This window comes from Neoakkermansia glycaniphila (assembly GCF_900097105.1).
In the GTDB taxonomy this organism is placed as follows: Bacteria; Verrucomicrobiota; Verrucomicrobiia; order Verrucomicrobiales; family Akkermansiaceae; genus Akkermansia; species Akkermansia glycaniphila.
In genome coordinates this window covers 1-20,657 of the sequence record NZ_LT629973.1, presented here as the reverse complement: position 1 = coordinate 20,657, position 20,657 = coordinate 1, and the positions used below count along the sequence as shown (strand labels likewise).

Annotated in this window: 12 protein-coding genes; 6 read left to right on the top strand and 6 right to left on the bottom strand. The window is 57.9% G+C overall.

From position 1 onward, the window contains the following. Window positions 1-73: 73 nt before the first annotated feature. From PYTT_RS00055 to PYTT_RS00045, 3 genes are all read right to left on the bottom strand, one after another. The gene (locus PYTT_RS00055) at window positions 74-655 is read right to left on the bottom strand and encodes a bactofilin family protein (protein ID WP_083076427.1); all 582 of its coding nucleotides are present in this window, start codon (window positions 653-655) and stop codon (window positions 74-76) included. A 259-nt stretch (window positions 656-914) separates the two neighbouring features. Then, entirely contained in the window at window positions 915-1,388 is a 474-nt protein-coding gene (locus PYTT_RS00050; protein ID WP_067772905.1) for a RidA family protein, read from the bottom strand. A gap of 93 nt (window positions 1,389-1,481) precedes the next feature. Beyond that, window positions 1,482-1,919 (bottom strand): hypothetical protein, encoded by a 438-nt coding sequence (locus tag PYTT_RS00045; RefSeq protein WP_067772901.1) that lies wholly within the window; start codon window positions 1,917-1,919, stop codon window positions 1,482-1,484. A 193-nt stretch (window positions 1,920-2,112) separates the two neighbouring features. Here PYTT_RS00045 and PYTT_RS00040 point away from each other — a divergent pair, with 193 nt between their 5' ends. From PYTT_RS00040 to PYTT_RS00030, 3 genes are all read left to right on the top strand, one after another. Then, window positions 2,113-2,565, top strand: coding sequence for a YbjN domain-containing protein (locus PYTT_RS00040; protein WP_067772898.1), 453 nt, complete (start codon window positions 2,113-2,115; stop codon window positions 2,563-2,565). 36 nt (window positions 2,566-2,601) lie between these two features. Then, window positions 2,602-3,411, top strand: coding sequence for an enoyl-ACP reductase FabI (locus tag PYTT_RS00035; RefSeq protein ID WP_067772895.1), 810 nt, complete (start codon window positions 2,602-2,604; stop codon window positions 3,409-3,411). Between the two features lie 197 nt (window positions 3,412-3,608). Continuing rightward, window positions 3,609-5,825, top strand: coding sequence for a family 20 glycosylhydrolase (locus PYTT_RS00030; RefSeq protein ID WP_172801725.1), 2,217 nt, complete (start codon window positions 3,609-3,611; stop codon window positions 5,823-5,825). Window positions 5,826-6,156: 331 nt separating this feature from the next. Here the strand turns inward: PYTT_RS00030 and PYTT_RS00025 are convergent, their stop codons facing one another. Next, on the bottom strand, window positions 6,157-14,175 hold the full coding sequence (locus PYTT_RS00025; protein WP_071133156.1) for a beta strand repeat-containing protein: 8,019 nt from the start codon (window positions 14,173-14,175) through the stop codon (window positions 6,157-6,159). 114 nt (window positions 14,176-14,289) lie between these two features. After that, a complete protein-coding gene (locus tag PYTT_RS13690) occupies window positions 14,290-14,505 on the bottom strand; it encodes a hypothetical protein (RefSeq protein ID WP_176712501.1) in 216 nt (71 codons plus the stop codon). Between PYTT_RS13690 and PYTT_RS00020 the strand changes: the two genes are divergently transcribed. From PYTT_RS00020 to PYTT_RS00010, 3 genes are all read left to right on the top strand, one after another. Next, entirely contained in the window at window positions 14,437-16,566 is a 2,130-nt protein-coding gene (locus PYTT_RS00020; RefSeq protein WP_083076621.1) for a family 20 glycosylhydrolase, read from the top strand. The two genes, PYTT_RS13690 and PYTT_RS00020, sit on opposite strands and share 69 nt — an antisense overlap. Before the next feature lie 143 nt (window positions 16,567-16,709). Continuing rightward, window positions 16,710-16,844 (top strand): hypothetical protein, encoded by a 135-nt coding sequence (locus tag PYTT_RS13805; RefSeq protein ID WP_281241769.1) that lies wholly within the window; start codon window positions 16,710-16,712, stop codon window positions 16,842-16,844. 210 nt (window positions 16,845-17,054) lie between these two features. Further along, entirely contained in the window at window positions 17,055-19,169 is a 2,115-nt protein-coding gene (locus tag PYTT_RS00010; RefSeq protein WP_067774879.1) for a hypothetical protein, read from the top strand. Between the two features lie 93 nt (window positions 19,170-19,262). Here the strand turns inward: PYTT_RS00010 and dnaA are convergent, their stop codons facing one another. Next, the gene (gene dnaA / locus PYTT_RS00005; RefSeq protein ID WP_067774882.1) at window positions 19,263-20,657 is read right to left on the bottom strand and encodes a chromosomal replication initiator protein DnaA; all 1,395 of its coding nucleotides are present in this window, start codon (window positions 20,655-20,657) and stop codon (window positions 19,263-19,265) included.

The window sequence follows — 20,657 nt, the reverse complement described above, 5'->3', positions numbered from 1 at the left end:
TCCTGCCTGAAAAGGGAGATGCCGTCGTATCACGGCTCTCCCTGTCAAGGCTGGATGTGCGGCGCGTCCGGGATCAGCCGAGGAGATCGGCGGCGGGTTTGTCTTCCGCCTTGTGCTTTTTGGTGTCCATGACCGGGGTCGGGATGGACTGGGGCGATCCGACGGTGGAGCGGCCGATGAAGACTGCTCCTGCCTGAATGGCGAGGGAGGAGGCGATGACGTCGCCCACGAGTTCGGCCGTGGAGGAAAGTTCGACGCGGTCGGTGACGGTGACATTGCCCGTGACGCGGCCGTGGATGATGGCGGAGCGTGTTTTGATTTCGGCCTGGATGCTGGCGTTCGTTCCGACTGTCAGTACGCCGTCGGATGTGATTTCGCCTTCCACGGAACCGTCGACGAGGAGGTCGTCCGTGAAGCGGAGGGTGCCGACGACGGAGACGTCGGAGTTCAGCACGTTGCGGACGGAGCCGGCGGGAGCCGGGGTATGGGATACGGGCGTGAAGTTCGAGACGGGGGCGGGATTGCTGAAGAGGGATTCGGGGACGACGGGTTCCGGAGCTGGAGCCGGGGCGGCCCATGCATTGGCGATGTCGTCGTTATCGAAAGGAGCGGGAGCAGGTTCGGCCGGAGTGACTTTTTTGTAGTTTTTGAACATGGTATGCAGTATGGTTGAAAGGTTTGAGCGCTCAAGTACGCAACGCGGTTATCCTATCGTGTAAGCGACGTTTTTTCAATGAGAAAATTCGTCAAGCGGGAAAAAGTTGCCCGCTTGTGGAGCCGCTGCCGGCAGGGTGTTCCATGTTGGTTCCCGACATCAGTTTTACGTCTGTGGCAGCAGTGGTCTTTCATGCTTCCGCAAAAAAACGTGCAGGAGAAGTTTCCTGCACGTTTGCCAAGAGGGAAGGATGTTCGCTTCAGCCTGCGTAGTCCGTTTCGCACTCGACGATCATGCTGATTTCGACAGCGACGTTGAGGGGGAGGGATGCGACGCCGACGGCCGTGCGCGAGTGGGCGGCTTCCGGGCCGAAGAGTTCGACGAGCAGGTCGGAAGCTCCGTTGAGGACTTTCGCGTGGTCGGTGAAGTCGGGCGTGCAGTTGACGAAGCCGTTGACGGCGACAATGCGGGTGAGCAGGTCGAAGCCTCCGAGATGTTTTTCAATGACGGCGAGGCGGTTCAGAAGCGCATAGCGTGCCGCCTGCTGGGCTGTGGCGAGGTCGATGTCCTGACCTACCTTGCCGTAGATGCCCTGGTCGCCATTGACGGAGATGCCGCCGGAGAGGTAGAGCAGGCCGTTGGCCTGGACGCATTGGACGTAGGAGCCGACGGGTTCGGGTGCCGGATGTATGGACAGGCCGAGTTCGATGAGTCGATCGTTGTTGAAAATCATGGTTGTTGATCTTGGTTGAATGGAATAGCTGGCCGTGATTCGGCCTTCCTGCACTTTAGCGGAGCAGCTTGGCGGACGCAAGGAAGTAAATCGTCAGTGACCGTTTTTTCCCGTATTTTGTTGGGTGCGCTCCTGTGCTTCCCATGCTTGCAGTGCCGTGCGCAAGGCTTCGTCATCTCCGTTGGAGGCCCGGGAATACTGGAGCCATGCGCGGCTTCCTTCGTCGCGGAGTCCGATGATGGTCCGGTGTTTCTGCAGGTTGATATTCAGTTCGGGCGTTCGGATGGTGACATCGGGTGCATAGGTCACGTAATCCGGAATGCCGGGGTTGCTTGAGGTGTTCTTCCACCATGTCCGGAGGCTTTGCTGCACGTCTTCGCGCCCGGCGGAAGGCAGATCGTTCGGTTTGCCGGCGCGGTAAACGGTGATGGAGGCGTCCGCAAAGTCGGGGTTCTGCGGCATGTCCGGAGAGCATCCTGCGAGGAACAGGACGGCGGCGGTTGCCGGAAGGATGGAAAAGGGATGTCGCATGCCTGATTGATAACAAAAACGGCTCTCTTTGTCAAAGGGGAAACAGGCGGCGCGGTGCGTCATTTCTGCGTCTTATTTGCCCCGGAAACGAAGCTCTGGCTTGACGATGGCTTCGCCGCAGTGTAGATTCAAGGCGAAAAGAGGGCATTCCGATCTGCGAATGCTGGGGAACAGAAATATACCAAGTCTTATTATGGACAAGCCAAAGAGTCTTTTGAATGATGTAAGCTCCTTTCTGCTGAAGCGCGGAGAAGAGTTCGAATGGATCACGATGCCGGGCGATCCCGGAGACAGGATCGGTCTTGCCTACGTGCAGTTCGATACGTCTCTTCCGTGCAGCTTCATGTTCACGGAGGTGCAGAAGCCCCTGACGCTGGTTCTCGACGTGCTTTTCGCTTCCCGCATTGCGTCGCAGGATTACGCCGAAGTGGGTCTGCTGCTGCAGTCGCTGAACGCCAATCAGCCGCACGGTTCATTCATGCTCGACATGGAAGCCGGGTATGTCTATTTCCGCCAGACGCTCGTCGTCGAAGGCCTTGAACTGAGCGGCGAACAAGTCGCCAATGCCGTTCGCAACATGGAAGCGACCGGTGTCGATATGGCCAACAAGTACGCCGAGATCATTTCCCGCGAATTCTCCGCCTGACCGTGCGGAACCCTTTTACCAACATACAACCATATTATGTGCAGCAAACCATTGGAAGGAAAGGTCGGCATCGTCGTCGGCGTCGCCAACAAGCGCAGCATTGCGTTTTCGATTGCCAAGGCATGGCATGATGCCGGAGCCAAGCTGATTTTCAACTATCAGGGCGAACGCCTGAAGGACGGTGTCGTCAAGCTGGTGAGGGAATCTTTCGGGGAAGATACCCCGGTGTTCGACCTTGATGTGTCCTGCGATAAAGCCATCGACGAGTTCTTCCGCAATGTGGCCTCCTGCACGGATCGTGTGGATATGCTGCTGCATGCCGTGGCATTCGCTCCCGGCAAGGATGAAGCCGGCAATCCGATCGAAGGCCCGCTTGGCGGACGTTTCGTGAAGACTCCCCGCGATGCGTTCAAGACTTCGCTCGATATTTCCGCCTATTCTCTGATTGCCCTGTCGCGTGGCGTCGAGCCTCTGATGAAGGATGGCGGCAGCATTATCGCCATGAGCTATCTCGGTGCCGAAAAGGTGGTGCCGAACTACAATCTGATGGGCGTCTCCAAGGCAGCCCTCGAAGCGACGACTCGCTATCTTGCCTACGATATGGGGCGTGCCTCCAATATCCGTGTGAATTGCATCTCCGCCGGTCCCGTGCAGACGCTTGCCGCCCGCGGCGTTTCCGGTTTCGGGGAAATGATCAAGGTGTATGCGGACCGCGCCCCTCTGGGCCGTTCCTGCTCCGGCGAAGAGCTGGGCGCTACTGCCGTGTTCCTCGCATCGGAAGGTTCCGCCAGCATCACGGGCCAGGTCCTCTATGTGGACGGCGGCTACGAAATCATGGGCATGTAAGGATTGTCCATCCTGAATTTGACACAAGGCGCATCCTGACCGGGTGCGCCTTGTTTTCGTTTGGCGAAAGGATGGGTGCAGCATGAACCGATCATTTATATAACGGATGGACAATCTGTGCTTTGCGCGTGTTTCGAATGCTGTGGAGATGGCCTTTTTAGCTTGATGAATTCGTTTCTCATGGTATCATGGCGCCGATGACTAAGTTTACTTCCATCATGGCGCTAGGGATGGTCTTGTTTTGCGGGCAGGCTCCGGCTGCTGAAACGATTCCTTCGGAGAAGCTTTATCCGTGCGACGGTGACAATTACATGAGGTTTGCCGTCGATGCGCCGCCTTTGATGCCGATGCCGCAGAAAGTCGACTGGAAGGGTAAAGCCCTTGCTTTCAAGGAAGCCTCCGTTTCTCTTGCCGCTACGGGAAAGCAGGCGGACTCCGAGCAGATGAAATTGATCGTCAAAGAACTCGGGGAGTATCTGAAGAGCCACCATATCGCCGATGGTACAGGAAAAGAAGCTCTTGCCATTGACTTTTCCATAGCGGACAAGGATTTGCCGGGTGTGCCTGCCGACAGGCAGGATGAAGCCTATCTGCTTTCCATTGCCGACGGCAAGGTGACGGTGACGGCTCGCAGCACGAAGGGGCTTTACTACGGTTACCAGACGCTGAAGCAGCTGATCGTACGCCGGAACGGCGTGACGACGGTGCCCGTGTGCTCCATCACGGACTATCCCGATTATGCCATCCGCGGCTTTATGAACGATGTGGGCCGCAATTATTTGCCCATCGACCTGATTCACAAGGAAATCGATGCCATGGCCCGCGCCAAGATGAATGTGTACCATTTCCATTTTACAGAAGGTGAAGGCTGGCGGCTGGAGAGCAAAATTTTCCCGCAGTTGAACGATGCCAAACATTTTACGCGCTTTCCGGGCAAATATTATACCCAGCAGGAATTCAAGGATCTGGTGGAATACTGCCGCCTGCGCAATATTACGGTTGTTCCGGAAATGGACATGCCGGGACATTCCGCCGCGTTCCGTCGCGCCATGGGTATTACCAAAATGGAAGATCCCCGTGCAACGGAAGCTCTCGAGAAGTTGATTGCCGAGCTGGCTTCGCTCGTTCCGGCAGACAAGATGCCGTATATTCATATCGGCACGGATGAAGCCCGAGGGCCGGAAGTGGTCAGCAAGGCTACGGTGACCCGGTATTTTGCCGCCGTGGAGAAGGCTGGGCGCAAGGCGATCCGCTGGCAGCCCGGCATTCATCCGGACGCTCAATACAAACCGGTCGAGCAGCTTTGGATGGGCAGGCAGGCCCGCCATGCGTGGCCGTCGTCAGGTGCCGAATATATCGACAGCCAGGAGAATTACACGAACCATCTGGATCCCTTCGAGGCGGCAATGACTTATTTCTTCCGTCGCCCGTGCCCGTATCAGGGTGCCAAGGGGCTTGGCGGTTTTGTATGCAGTTTCCCGGACTTGCCGATGACGGATTCGGCCCACCATTTGACGCAGAATCCGAATCTCGTGAGTATCGCAGCAGGTGGGGAAGGCTTGTGGAACGGAGTTCTGAAATTCACCGAGCCGCGCCGAACCACGGGCAAGGTGGCGCCGATGGCAGACGAGTATTTCTCGTATTTCAGCAACCTTCCTTTGCAGGGGGATCCGGCTCTGGAGAAGTTCGCCCGGTTCGAAGACCGCCTTGTGGCGTTGCGCGACCGTTTCTCCTGGAAGGAGCCGTTCAATTATGTGCGCCAGTCCAATATTCCGTGGAAGATTGTCGGCCCGTTCCCGCATGGCGGCAAGACGGATACTTCGTTCAGCCCCGAGGAGATGCTGAAGACGGGTAAGGTGGAAACGGCCTACACGGCTCCCGACGGTGGGAAGTTCAGTGTCCATAAGGAAATCTATACGGGCGCGACGATTATTTTCAAGCACTATTGCGATTTCCCGACTTTGTTCAACAAGGGCAAGATGGGCGCGCATCCCGGCGTCAATACGACCTATTATGCGACAACGTATATTTACTCGCCCAAGGAGCAGGATGTGCCTTTCTGGATTAGTGGGCAGACATGGCCTACATCCGATTGGCGCAACGGTCCCGTCAGCGTGCCGGGCAAGTGGTTCCATGCCGACACGAAGTTCTGGGTCAACGGGAAGGAAATCGCACCTCCCGTCTGGAAGACTCCCAATCAGGGAGTTTCCCATGTGGATCACAATTACCAGTACCGCGAACCGACGATGATCCGTCTGAACAAGGGCTGGAACCATGTGCTGGTGAAAGCTCCGAACAATAAATCCGCCCGGCGGTGGATGTTCACATTCGTCCCGGTTCAGCCTGTCGAAGGTGCGGACTATATGAATGTGAGGGAGTACCTCGGACTGAAATTCTCGGTGAATCCTCAATAAAAATCATTCCATGAACAAAGGGCTGCCTTCATGCAAAGGCAGCCCTTTTTTTGTCGCAGAGGAGAACTGGCCGCCGTCGTTCGGGCACAACGAGCCAGTGCAGGGCAAGGTTATTGGCGCGTAACAGGAAGGGATAAAAGCAGGGGGGGGGGGAATGCGGCCTTGAACCTGTTGATTTATGCCCGGCTGCAAGCTGGCGGGAGGCCTTATGCGAGAATACATCCGGATTGCATTGACAATGTTTATATCACGATACGCAAAAGCCGGAGGGGGCATTTCCCCTCCGGCTCTGCCGTTGCGTGGTTGCGGTCGGTTGGTTTGCGCCGTTCCTTTAGAAGTTGTAGCGGTAGCCGATTCCTCCGCTTACTTCCGTGCTCCGGCTGCGCGCATCAAGGTTGATTTCCATGAAGATGCTGCTTTGCAGTTCGACCGGTATCGTGAGTCCGAGGCCTACTTCCACTCCCGTGCTTCCGGGTTTGATTCCTTCTACCGTGCGTTTGTACCCTTTCGCGTCCGCAAAGGCTACGTCCGCTTCTACCTGCCGGTCTCCCACGTCCTGCAGGAGCATGGCCCGCGCTTCGAGGGTGGCCGTCCGGTTGAAGAGGTTTTGCCCGACGGAGGCGATGTAGCGGCCGCCCACTCCTACCGTGCCGTAGGTGGTGTCCATGTTTTCGACGCTGAGGTTGGCGTTGCCCGCTCCCGTTTCCGTGTAGCCTTTCATGCGCGCGCTGTTGAGGCTGGCGTTGAAGAGGGGCTGGACGAGGGATTTGTAGTCGGTGTCCAGGGCGATGTCGTAGGCGAGTTCGTACATGGCGCCGAAGCTGCTGCCGTCCGTGGTGCCGCTGGTTTTGTACTGGCCGGCGCCGTAGTTGACGGTGCGGTCGAGGTCGGCTTTCGCGGTGCCTCCCGTGAGGATGCCGACGTGGGACCATTTGCCGCTCTGTCCGCGGAGGTAGAGGCTGGCGAGGTAGCTGTCGACATGTCCGCTGGCGGTGTCCGCTCCGGTGGCGGTGAGTTTGCCGTAGTTGGCGGTGAAGGCGACGCCGAGGGTGATGTGGCGGCTGATGTCGCTGTCAGCTCCGATGGTGCCGCCCCAGCTGCTGAGTTTGTAGCCGGGCTGGTCTCCGTTCTGCGAGATGTCGCTGTTGGCTCCGTTGAAGCTGGCCCAGGCGTTCCAGTAGGGGAGGTCCTGCTGGACGACGGAGGGGTCGATTCCCATGGTGACGGTGCGGTTGCGGATGGCTCGCATGTTGCGTTCCTGGGTGCCGAGCTGCGCCGCGTTGAGGGTGGTGACCGTGGCTCCGGAGATGGCGGCCATGAGCTGGGAGGCTCCGGCGCGGTTGCCCGCGGAGATGCGGCTGTCGATGGCGTTCATGGCTTGCGCGAGTTCGCTGCCGGGGTTTTCAGCCTGGGGGTTGACGGTGCGGAGGGCCCGGTCGAGGAGGGCGCCGCCGGCCTGGGCGTTGTGGCTGAGGCCGATGGTTTCGTAGTACGGAGACCGGCTGGCGGCGGTGACGAGGATGAGCTGGTTGCCGCGCTGTTCGAGGCGGGAGCCGGCTGCATCGAAGTATTTGCCGAAGAGCTGGTCGTAGGCGACGGTGATGTTGTCCGAGCCGGTGGTGGCGCCGTTGACGATGACGATTTCAACGGGGCTGGTGCCCTGGATGAGTTTGGAGTTGCTGCTGGCGCTGAAGCGCATGACGCTGCCTTCTCCGAAGCCGAGGGCGGCTCCCCCCGCCATGTTGATGTAGCCTGCGGAGAGGTTCTGGACGGGGTCGGTGTTGAGGGTGAGCGCAAGGGTGCCGTGTGCTACCGTGCTGTTGCCGCTGAGCGTGAGCTGGTTGTTCGTGCCGCTCCCGTTGTTCGCTAGGAGGTTGACGATGCCGCCCGTGATGTTCATGCTTGCGTACGAAGCTCCCCATGTGCGGTAGTCAAGAGTCAGTGTACCGTTTTCACCGGCTGCGATGGAGGCTCGGCTGTTGCCCATGCCTGTGATGGTCAGGTTGCCTTCGCGTACGGCCAGCGTGCCGGAGAATCCGCTCAAGTCGCCCTTGAAGGAGCTTGTGCCCGAGGTGGTTAGAGAACCTCCTCCCTGAAGAACGGCGAGATCTCCACCCTGAAGCTGGCGTACGGAAGCTTCCGCTCCGGTGGCCAGATTCAAGGTGCTTTTGTCGGCGATGTTCAGGATGACGTTGTCGATGCGTCCGCTGGTGCCGATGGCGAGCGTGCCCGTGTTGATGTTGAGGGTTCCGGTGGAGTCGCTGCTGCCGATGCTGCCGTTGTACCAGCCAAGCGGGGCGGTGCCCAGGTCGATGTCGAGGGTGGAACGGTTGGACAGGTCGATCATGCCCGAGGTGCCGTCGTTGATGCCTTGTACGCTCAGTTTGCTCTGGGAGCCGCTCATGGAGAGTGTGCCGCCCTGCAAGTCGAGGGTGTTGACGGCCAGCTGGCTCTTGGCGCCTTGTACGGCGAGGGAGGATCCCTGGCCGATGTTCAAGGTGTCGATGGAGTGCTTGCGGTGTTGTCCGGAGAGGTTGATAGCTCCTTCACGAACTGTCAGGCTGCCGTCGGCCGCTACCTTGAAGGTGCCGCCGACGGTGAGGGCATAGGCGCCGTCCTTGACGATGTCGGTGTTGACGGCATTGATGCTGCCGAGGTAGGTGGTGTCTGCCGTGGCATTGCGCAGGGTGACGAGTGCGTTTTCACCTTCCACGCTGCTGTCCAGAGTGAGGGTGACTCCGTTGCTGGCTGTGCCCGTGCCGTAGACTTGCTGCATAACGAGGCCGTCCGGATGGGTGTCCGGCGAGGTGCCGGGCAGGGAAATGCGGAGGTCGTGGTCCATTTGCACGGCTTCGAATGCATCCAGTGCGTTGTAGGCGCTCAGGGTGTAGGCTTCGGGCAGGGTAACCGCGCCATCGACGGAGGCAACGAAGATGTTGCTCAAGGAGGCGGAGAAGTTGATGTAGCCGTTGCTGATTGCCGTGTCGGCGATGCGCAGCGACATGGAGTTGCCGTAGGTGATTTTGCCGGCATCCGCCGTCAGGGTGCCGTCCGTGACGCGCAGGCCGACGTTGAATTCCGTATCTCCGGCCTGTGCTTTCAGGGCGGCGACGAGTTCGTCCGAGAGGTTGGCGGTCAGGACTCCGTCCACGATGAGGTTGGCTCCGGAGATGACGCTTTCGGGGGTGTTGCCGCCCGTCGGCTGCGCCTGGTCGACTCCGAAGTTGAAGGCTGCCGTGCCGACGTGGATGGTGCCCGTGACTCCCGTCAGGCGAGCTCCTCCGGCAGAGGTCTGAAGCGAGGTGATTTTACCGCCGTTCATGCCGCCGAAGTCGGTGGCGCGGCCATGGGTCAGGTTGATGTCGAGCACGCCGATGTTACCCGTGATGCCTGTCAGGTTGCCACCGCCGTTTACTGTCAATTTGGACAGATTGATGCCGTTCAGGCTCAGGTTACCCGATCCGTCGGTTCCGCCCGTCATGACGATGTCGGCTGCGACCGTTCCATTCAGCGAACCGCCTGCAAGCGTGATTTTGTGTGCGCCCGTCAGGCTGGATCCGGCATGCATGGAGAGGTTGAGGAAGGATGTGTCGCCCGTCAACGCGAGAACGGTGCTGTCTCCGAGAGAGACGCGGTTGGCGCTCGTTTGCCAGGTGAATGTTCCTCCATCGAGGTTCAGCGTATTTGTTCCTTCCAGTACGATGGTGCCGGCAAGAATCGTCGTGCCTGCCGTGGAAAGGGCGGAGGCATCGCTGCCGACGGTCAGTTGCCTGCCGTATGTGCCATTCGTACCGAAATGCAGTGAGCCACCGTCGAGGCGGATGTCGTTGCCGATCGTGGTGCGCATGTCGGTGAGGGTGCCACCGGCAAGGCTGATGCCGTGAGGTGCGGTCAGGGTGAGGGATTGCCCGAATGTGGTGTCTCCGGTGATGCTCAGCGTATTCGTAGCTGCGGCCATGGTGATGGTTCCGGCGTAGGTGCCGGAGCCGATGGCAAGGCTGCCCTGGTTGACGGTGATGGTGGTGGCGATTGCATCCACAGCGACGGGATTCAATTGAAGGGTGCCCGTACCGCTTTTGACGATGTTGACGGCTCCGGCATACTGGGTCCAGGTGACGCTGCCTGCGTCCGCCGTGATGTCGATGGCGGCGTCGGTGCCTTCAGCCGTTTTGAGGCTGCCGGAGATGACGTCGGTCGTCCATCCTGTCGCGCTGGCTCCGTAGGTGAGAACGGCTCCGTCCTTCATCGTGATGTCGACGGCGGCCGGATTGAAGGCGAGGGGGTCGTGAATGACGGTGCTGCCTGCATTCAGCGTGACGCTGCCGAAGGTGTTTCTTCCGTTCAGGATGATGGTGCCCGCTCCTCCCTTGACGAAGGTGTCGGACGTGAATCCTGTTCCGGCGATCGTGTAGGTGTAGGCCTGTCCGAATGCGGCATTGAGTGATTTGACGGAGAGTCCCGTTTGGGTGTCGACGGTCAGGGAAGTCGAGCTGGTCGATACAAAAGCGGTTTCAGTCAGGTAAACATTGTCTGTGGCCGTCGGCGCCGTGCCTTGCCCCCATGCGCCGCCCTGTGTGGCGTTTTCCGTGTCGCCTGTCCATTGGTAGGCATTTGCACCCAGTGCATAGCGGATGGAGAGCGTGCCGCCGTTGCGGATGACATGGTAGGAGAAATCTCCCAGTTCGGCCGGGATAACGGCGGAGTTGGCATCCGTCCAGGTGCCTCCGGTCCAGACTGCCAGTACGTATTCATGCTCGTTGATGTAGTCCGTGACTCCGGAGACGTCGATGGTGATTTTACCCGTACCGGAGAAGGTGGTATCGGCCAGAGTCCATGTGTTGGAAGAGGTCGTGTAGATGAGCGAGGCATCCGCACCCGTGTTCCACGTCATGTTGGAGGTGTTCAGCATGCTGGAGCCTTCAAGCCGGATTTTGCCGTTGAATGTGTTGCCTGCGAGAGCAAGGTTCGTGCCGTTGGATGCCTTGACGATGCCTGTGTAGCCGGACATGTCTCCGGTGAACGAAGCATTGCCGCTGATGAGGGTGATGCCGCTGCTGCCCGTGATGATGTTGGCAATCTGCTTGGTTGTGCCTGCTGCGTAGTTGATGTCCATGGCATGTCCGTCGCCAAGGGCGATGGTGCTGGTGCCGAGGCTGCCGTCCGTACCGCCGTTGCCGAGCTGGATTTTACCGTCGTTGACGGTGGTGGTTCCGGAGAAGGAGGATGTATGTTCGCTCGCGATGACGAGGGTGCCCGTGCCGCTCTTGGAGATGCTGCCGTCTCCCGTCACTGTGGCGTCGAGAGAGATGTCGCCGTTGTCATCACCGACGAAGACGGATTTGCCTGCCGAGGTGGCGATGGACATGCCCGAGAGCCCGGACGCGGCGCTGTCGATCTGGATGCCGGCCGCCGTACCGATGGTGAGCGTGCCCGTGTAGCTGTTGTCCGTGCCGGACAGAATGAGGCGAGCTCCGGCTGTGCCGCTGTTGTAGGTCAGGGCTTCCGCCCCTTTCAACCCGCCTGTCAGCGTCAGGCGTTCGCTGTTGGATGCCAGTACGCCGGCAGCGGATACCGTGATGGAGCCGGAAATGACACCCGCGCCGAAGTTGTTGACCGTGAGGTTGCCTCCGTCCAGAATGAAGCCGTTGGCAAGGGTGGCGGTATTGGCTGCGCCCGTGCCCGAATTGGCCGAAACGGTCAATGTGCCTCCGTTTTGAATCGTGGCGATGCCGCTGGTGCCGTCCGCATTGTAGGCGCCGAAAGGCGTCAGGGTGAGTCCGTTGGTCACAGAGTTGGCGTCGAAGGTGATCGAGCGTCGGACCAGCGTCAAGCCCCTGTAGCTGTTGGTCGTCCAGCCGTTGCGGAAGGCAAAACTATTGCCGTATGTGGAACCGGTGCCTTCATCCTTGATTGACAGGTTGCCCGTACCGGAAACCGTGCTGTATATCAATGTCGCATTGCCGAAAATGAAACCGCCTATGTTTGCATAACCATCTCCCGTATCCAAAATGAAGTCCATGGAGATGGAATGGGCTCCTCCAGAAGGATTGGTCGCCCAGACTTGCACTCCCGACTTCAACGTCACGGTTCCCGTACTCTTGCTGGTGAAATTGCCGTTATTGCCGTCAAAAATGAGTTTCGAGTTGGCCCCCATGATGATGTGGCCCGCATTGAGAGCCGACTTGCCGCTGCCTCGTGCGGCCAGCGTCAGCGTGCCGCCTTCCGTGAAATCCAGCGTACCGGTGAAACCGGGGCTGTTGTCGTTGAGGGTCAGGCTGCCTCCTCCGACTTTGGTCAGTGTGCCTGTACCGATGATGGCGCCGGAAATGGTGCCCGTCCCCGAATGGAGGCGGATGCTGCTGTTGCCTACGACAGTCAAGGTGCCGCTGAGAATGGCTCCTTCAAAACGAATCGCGCCGGACTTCGCCACATCCGAACCGGTCCAGCCGGAGCCGGAGATGGTGATCGGCTGGGCCCATGTGCCGCTGCCGATATAGAGCTGGCCGCCTTCCGTGACAGAGATGGAAGAAGCGGAGAGTGCAGCGCCGGCTGCAAGGCGTCCGCTGCGTATGATAATATCTCCCGCATAGGCTGCGACATTGGCTGACGGTGCTGCGGAGCCGACCGTTCCGGTATCGTTCCCCGTCGTCCAGTCGATGACGAGTGCGCCGTTACCGGCGGTGCCAGTGATGGTTCCGAGTCCGGCCTGTGCGTTCGTGGATTTGATGACGACTTCACCGCCTGTGATGGTGGTGCCGGTCAATCCTTGCGTATTGCTGATGTTGGCGGTGCCTCCGCTGACGGTAAGTGTGCCTGTGCCCAGAGCATTGGCGACGGTGGCGTTCAGAATGCCTTTGCTGACGTTGATTGCGCCGCTGTATCCCGTATTGGCCGAGTTGAGATTGACGATGACATTGTCGCCGTTGAGGGTCATTGTACCTCCGCCCGTGATTCCGTTGCCGCCCGTGGCCGTCGCAATGTTATAGATTCCGCTGGTGATGGAGATCGAAGAAGGAGCTACGCTTCCCGTGATGGTAATATTGGTCGTTCCTGTGCCTTGCAGAGCGACAGCATCGCCTGCATCGAAGGCTTCCGTACCGTTCCAGCCCGTCGCGCCCGTCGTCCATGCCAGAGGTCCGGTACCGATCCATGTATGGGTGCTGTTGTTTGCCAGCGCCATTTTCACGATGCCGTCAGCAAAGGAAAAAACGGCTTTTTTCCCGGCCGCGATGTTTTTGGTGCCGAAGAGGGATGCATTAAAGGCAAAGGCCGTGTCGGTGACAGAGAAAAGGTTGTAGGTGCCGTCCGTCTGCGAGGCGATGCCGCCGAGATCGACGATCATCAGGCTGGTACCCATTGCCAAGCTGCCGAATGTGGCTTTGGGGGCAGTCGTGCTCAGTGAAGTCAGTTCAAGCGTGGAATTGGAGTTCAGAGTCAGGGTGTTGACCGTCAGGGTGCCGCCTCCGAGGCGGAAAATCGCACCATTGGAGGTCAGTCCGTTGGTGAAGGCCAGTGTGCCGGAATTGGCCGTTATTTTTCCGGTAAAGGGCGCGGCAGTGGGCGTGGACGTAGATCCGGCGATGGTGACTGTGCCGATGACGCCGCTGAATGTCTGCGTGCCTGTACCCGCCATGGTGATTCCGATGTCTGGTCCAAAGATTCCGCGATAATTGTATGTACCCGCTCCACCCAAGGTCAGGATCGCGGCCGTGCCTGCCGTGACGCGGCATGTGGTTGTCCCAGGCTGCAGATCTCCGCCGCCATGGAGTCCGGACAGCAGGGCATTGCCTGTGAAATTCAGGGTGTATATATTATTGCCGACAATGCTTTTGTTGGTTGCGGAAAAGTCGAATGTGGCATCTGAAAGCTTGTTTCCAGTCAGGTTGAGGGTCACGGATCCCCAGATTTCATTGGAAAGTGTTATTTTGCCGTTGAATTTGGCAATCCCGGCCGAACTGGATCCTCCAATGGTGAAGGTGGTGAGTTGATTGGCATTCGAATTTGCCCGCAAATCCAGAATACCCGAGGCTGCATCGGTTCCGGCCAAAATATCGCCGGATAATGTCAGAGTCTTTCCATTGGTCACCGCGTTCCAGCTTGTACCGTTGTTTCCATAGGCAAGAGTCGTTCTGCCGGAATCCACGGTGATGTTGGTGGCGTAGGTCTGGGTCATTGCTGCGTCTGCTGCCACGGCAATCGTTTTGTCTGCTGCCATCGACTGGGAGGCCAGTATCATTCCACCGATGGCAGCAACGGCCAAAGTACCCGTGGAGAGAGTGAATGTGCAGGCTGCAACTGAACTGCAGGCAAGAAGAGCCGTGCGCAATTTGAGAGGGAGGCAGAGTTTCATGATCGTGATATAGAGATATGGACAGGCTTGCTCCGCACTCGGAGCACAAACCAAGCGAGTTATCAGTATATTCCATATGCTCCCGGAGTCAAGCCAGAGATTGAGGTTCGTTTTTTAGACGTTTCGTATATGTTGGATGTAATTTGATTTTGTATGTTTATGTTGGAAAAAATGATTGTTCCGGGATGCTTCACGAGTTGCAATATCATATAAAATTTTCATGTTGAATATTTGAGCGGCAAGGTGCAGCAGTGAGAAATCATGGATTTTACCTTGACGACGAGAATAGCCATTTGTTACACTGCGAATGGTTCTTGCAGCGGTCTGCATGGCCTTTTTACCTTTCAATTTACAATGAACTTATCACCGATTATTCTTGGTTTCTGTATGACGGCTTTGACTTGGGCCGGATCTCCTGCATCCGTCGATGTTCCTGTCATTCCCCGGCCAGTTTCGGCTATGGCACCTTCCGACGGTGATCCGACTTCCGCAACGACCCAACTGAAGACGCCACGCATTTTCTATTCGGATGACAATCTGCGCGAATCGGTTCTCAATCTGCAGCGAATGCTGGATGAAGGTACCGGCTCGACAGTGGAAGTTTCGAAAATCGATTCCATGGCAAAACCCAAGCTGGGACCGAATCTGACGCCTGTCTTCGTGAGAATGAGCACGGACGATGCCTTGAAATCCAAGGGTGAAGAAGCCTACGAGCTCGATATTCAGCCGAACAAGGTCACCATTGAGGTCAACGGGCCCAAGGGTGTTTTTTATGCGGGGCAGACTCTGGCTCAACTGTTGCCGTCCGCATTCTTCAACTCGTCTCCCGAAGCCAAGAAGTCCGTACGCTGGACTTTGCCCATCGTGACGATTACGGACTATCCCCGTTTTCCGTGGAGGGCGTTGCTGCTGGATGAAGCCCGCCATTTCTTCGGTGAAAAGGAAACCAAGCGTATCATCGACCAGATGGCCGCGCTGAAGATGAATGTTTTGCACTGGCATCTGACGGACGATGCGGGCTGGCGCATCGAGATCAAAAAATATCCCAAGCTGACGGAGATCGGCAGCAAGCGTGCCGATTCCGAGATCGGTACCTGGGGCAGCGGCAAGCGCGAGGGTAAACCGCATGGCGGCTATTATACCCAGCAGCAGATCCGCGATATCGTGAAGTATGCCGCCGACAGGAATATCACCGTGGTGCCCGAGATCGGCATGCCGGGCCATGTGAGCGCACTGGTGGCTTCCTATCCCGAATACGGCACCGACAAGAAGCCGATCGTGGTGCCGGAGCATTTCGGCAAACTGCCGTCCGCTCTCGATGCGTCCGATCCCAAGGTGTACGAATTCCTTTCCGACATTCTCGATGAAGTGATTCCTCTGTTCCCCGGGCAGGTGATCCATATCGGCGGGGACGAAGTGATGTTCGACCAGTGGAAGAACAGCCCCGCCATCAAGAAGCTGGCTCAGGAGCAGGGATTCAAAAATCAGGATACGGACATTCAGGTGTATTTCACCAACAAAATGTCCGACATCGTCGACAAGAAGGGCCGCCGCATGATGGGCTGGAACGATATTCTCGGCCACGATCTTCATGGCCAGGGCGCGGCGGCTTCGACCCAGAAGCTGGCGAGCAATGCGATCGTCCACTTCTGGAAGGGCAGTGCGGATCTTGCCAAGCAGGCGATCGAGCAGGGCCACGATGTGATCAACTCCACGCACTCCTCCACGTACCTCGACTACAGCTACGGCAGCATTCCCATGTCCAAGGCCTACGCCTTCGAACCCATCTTCTCCGGCCTCGACCAAAAGTACCACAAGAAGGTGCTCGGCCTCGGCTGCCAGATGTGGACGGAATGGGTGGCCGATACGGACAAGCTCCATTATCAGATATTCCCGAGGCTTTGCGCCTTTGCTGAAGTGGGTTGGACTCCTTCCGAACGCAAGGATTACCGTTCCTTCAAGCAGCGCATGCAGCCCCAGTACGAGCGCATGGATCTGGCGGGCATCAAGTACGCCAAGGATGTGAAGGAAAAGGTGACGCATGAAGATATGTTCAATGCGAAGAAGGTAGCTGACTGGACGCCCGAATCCATCAAGCCGGGTGTCTGCGAGTGGAACGTAACGCCTGACGTGGCTGCGGGCAACAATAACGTGACGTTCGTCTATTCCCGTGGCAATAATGCCTTGCGCGTCAAATCTCTCGTGCTGCTTGAAAACGGTACGCCCGTTGCGGAAGACCGCCATGTCTGCCACAGTGGTGTCGAACAGAAGGAAATCGTGTACAAGCTTGTGCTGCCTGCCGTCAAAAAGGATGTCACCTATACGCTGAAAGCCGAACTGGAAGGTGTGGACGGACAGAATTCATACGGTTCCCTGTATCTCGAACATTAAACATCGCAGACCATTTTCTGCAAACGCGCTGTGCCTGTCCGGCACGGCGCGTTTTTTGTGCCTTGGAAAGGCGTCTAAACGTTAGGTTCATGCGCGATTTCAGCTTGCATGAAGGAATGCGGCAGGGTATATTCTGCGAACCCATGAGCAAAGGAACTCGACCCGGAAGAACGAAGAAGAAGGTGGAAATGACGGAACGGCAGGTTTGGCTGCTTGTTTTAGGTATTCTGGCTCTTCTCGGATTCGGCATTTTCTACGTGTTTTTCGATATTATCTGAATCGGGCAGCGGTTGAGCGGAGTGAAATTATTTGACGAATTGTTTTGATTTTCAATCAAAACATTGTCTTTTTTTATTGTTGGAATAGTCGGCAGGTAGCGTTTTTTATATCTTGACGTACCTGCCTATGTCTCTATGATGTATGATCAGCCGGACGGGTTTCCCGTCGGCTTTCATTCATTACGAACCCCTGACCACCACTAGACGATCATGAGCCATCATCGTATCATGCCGGCATTGCTCCTTGGAGCATGCTTTATTCCGCTTGCCGCTGCGGAGGAGCAGGCGGCGCAATCCGAACTTTCTGCCCTTCAGGATATGGAATCGGCGGAACAAGCCTACAAGCGTGTGTTCGACCGTTTCGGCCGGGAGCCTTTGGCGCAATTGAGGGCCGATATTCTGCGTGATCTGCCCGGGTACCGTTCACGTGGCGAGTTCCGGGCCGCTTTGCAGATTTTCGAATTGACCCGCGATGCCGAAGGCGTCGCCAAGGTGTTTGCCTCCATTCCGGCCAGCCTTCGCAACGATACGAAGCTGTTCGAGGAGCTTGGCTGGTATTCTTCAGACGATCGCTCGCTGGGCAGGCGGGCTTGGTTGAAGGCTCATCCTGCGGGATATGATTACCGGGGGAATGTGGATGATCTGCTGAGCGATGTTCGCGACAAGGGGACGACGGCGGATGAATCCATGCAAATCCTGATCAAGCTCGCCGAGGCGAATCCTTCCATTTATATCCAGTATCTGGGGCTGCTGCCGGATCCGGGGCTGGAAGTCGATCGCATGGTGCGTAGTTATCCGACTGCCGACTCTTCGGGGAAAGCGAAGATCAGGGCGAGGATGTCCGAAATGACGAGGACTCCCAATGAGTGGAAAGTTCAGATCGCCTTGTTCCATTCGCTTCTGGATCCGGAAAAGGAGGAAGACCGAGAGATATGGCTGCTGGGCGCCTCCACGCTGGGCAAATGGACAGAGGGAGCCGAGTTCCTGATCAAGCATCTTCACGACGAGTATTCACCGGCAGAAATAGAAGAAGCAGGGATGCTGTGCAGCATGCGCATCGACGATGCGACGCTTCGCCAGTGGGCTAAGAGTGCGCGTTATCAGCGGCTCGTTTCGTTCCTGCTGAATGCGGGCAGGGCGCAGGATGCGCAGCAATACGCGGAAGAGGGATTCGGCAAGGGAGTGGATGCCATGAGGGCGGTCGAGGTGTGGAATACGCTCGGTACCATGCAGAAGACAAGCGGTGCGGGCACTTTCGAAGGCATGTTGCAGAAAGCTGAGCCGAAAGCGGATACATGGGAGCATTTCAACAATCGTTTTTCTTATTACATGGGTCGCAAGGAGTCGGAGAAGGCTCAGGAAGCCCTGCAAGCAGCTGTCGACAAGGGGCGCGAGACGGGGAATTCCGGTATGGTTTGCACCGCCTACATGGCATGGGGCGATTACCTCAGGGAGAAGGCTGGCGGCCTTGATCCCAAGGCGGCGGACGATCCCCGAAGAGCCGATTATCTGCGAGCGATGCAATGTTATGAACAGGCTTATGAAACGGCCTGCGAAATGGATGATTCACACAAGCGAGCATGGTGTGCCGGCCGCATCATCGACGAATGCAAGGGTACGTATTCTTACCACTTGTACCGGGCCATCATCGGAGCGGAACAAGCTGAAGCGCGGCTCAAGAAGCTGTACAAGGCGGAACTGGCTGCGGGGTATCCTCTCGCTGCAGGTATCCCCTACGCTGCGGAAAAGAGCCCCGTGCGCATCGATGACCCGGTCTTTTCCGCCATCACGGACCCGGCACGGTGCAAGGGGATGGGATCGAGAGGATTGGCAGACGGTTTGTTGCTCCAGCTCTCCTATGCCCGCGAAGACGAAGTGCAGCCTCTTCTGGAGAAGATGGCTCGCATGCTGGAGGAGCTGGAACGGCAGAGCGCGCAAGCAGCGGGAAATCAGGAGCAGGAGAAGGGGTATCTCGAACGTTACCCGCTCGGAGATACGTTCTGCCAGTCCATCATCTTTGCGAGGGATCTTCCCTGGAGGGCCGCCGCCGCGCGCTACGCCCTGCAGCGGTACCCGGATTACCATTCTCCTTTGTATCCGGCTGCGGCCGCCGAACTGCTGGCGGCAGCTCTGCCTGCTCTTGATCTGGCCGAAGGCCGTGCATGGGCCGATCGTATCTGGAACAGGAAGGCGATGAGTGTCGAAAAGAGGTTGTCCATCCTGCAGGCCCTGCAAAAGAAGGCGGATCCCGCTTCTCCCGAATACGGGCAGCTTGTCCTTGAATGTGAAGCACTTTTCGGCAGTACGGGGAAAGCCGGAAAGTAAGAGGTTCGATCGCTATCTTCGGATACGATGAAAGGGCGGAAGAGATGGTCTCTTCCGCCCTTTCTCACCATACATGCAAATAAGGGGTTCGGTTCAGGTGAACATGGACGTCATTTTCTCGACGACGCTGCGCACCTGGGGATCGGTTTTCATCTTGCGTTCGATCGTTTTGGCCGCGTGGATGACGGTGCCATGGTCGCGGCCGCCGAAGGCTTCGCCGATGTCCTGCAGGGAGCTGCCGGTCAACTGGCGGCTGAGGTACATGGCGATCTGGCGCGGATGGGCGATGTTGGCCGTTCGGCGGCGGCTGCTCATGTCGGACAGGCGGATGTCGAACTGCTCGGAAACACGGCGCTGAATCTCGTCGATGCTGACCTGTGTGGATGTTTCTTCGCGGAGGATGTCCTTGAGCTGTTCCTTCACGTCGGCGACGGTGGGAGTACGCTCCGAGAACGAAGAGAAGATGCTGATGCGGGTCAGTGCGCCTTCGAGGCGGCGGACGTTGCGCGTGATGCTCTTGGCGAGGAATTCGATCACATCGTCCGGGATGGTGACTTTCCACTGCATCTGCTTGTGGCGCAGGATGGCGATGCGCGTTTCCAGGCTGGGCGGCGCGATGCTGACGGTGAGGCCGCTTTCGAAGCGGGAGACGAGGCGCGGTTCCAGCTTGGTGATTTCGTGGGCTGGGCAGTCTGCGCTCAGGACAATGCGCTTCTGGCTGTCGAAGAGGGTGTTGAAGGTGTGGAAGAATTCGTCCTGCGTCTTTTCCTTGCCGCCGAGGAACTGCACGTCGTCGATCAGCAGCACGTCCACCTTGCGGTATTTCTTGCGGAAGTTGGACAGGTGGTCGCCCTTCTTGGTCATGGCCGCGATGTAATCGTTCGTGAACTCTTCGCTGGAGATGTAAAGCACGCTGCAATTCTCGTCGCGCTCCTTGATGGCGTTGCCGATGGCCTGCATCAGGTGCGTTTTGCCGAGGCCGGAATCGCCGTGGATGAAGAGCGGGTTGTAGATGGATTTCGGCGACTGGGCCACGGCCATGGCGGCTGCGTGGGCGAATTCCGAATTGGGGCCGACGATGTAATTGTCGAAACGGTAGTTCTCGTTCAGCTGGCTGTTGACGGTCTGGGTGGAGCGGCGCGGTTTGCCTGCCTTGCGGGCGGCTGGGGGCGCTTCTTCGGTGGACTGTTCCACGGCGGGGGCAGGTTGCGTACCGTCGTAGACCCGTTCGAACGTCAACTGCCGGGAGCCGTCGAGCAACTGGGCGGCGAGGTCGCGAATCTGGTCGGCGTAGTTGATTTCCACCCAGTCGATGCACATGTCTGCGGGGTAGGCGATCACGAGGTGTGTGCCTGTGTCGTTCTGAAGGGTCAGCTTGGAAACGAAGCTCTCAAAGCCGTAGGCATTGATTCGTTCCCTGAGACCGTCCAGCATGCGAGTCCAGAGATCGGACAGCGATTGCACGGGGGTGTGAGCAGAGTGTTGCAT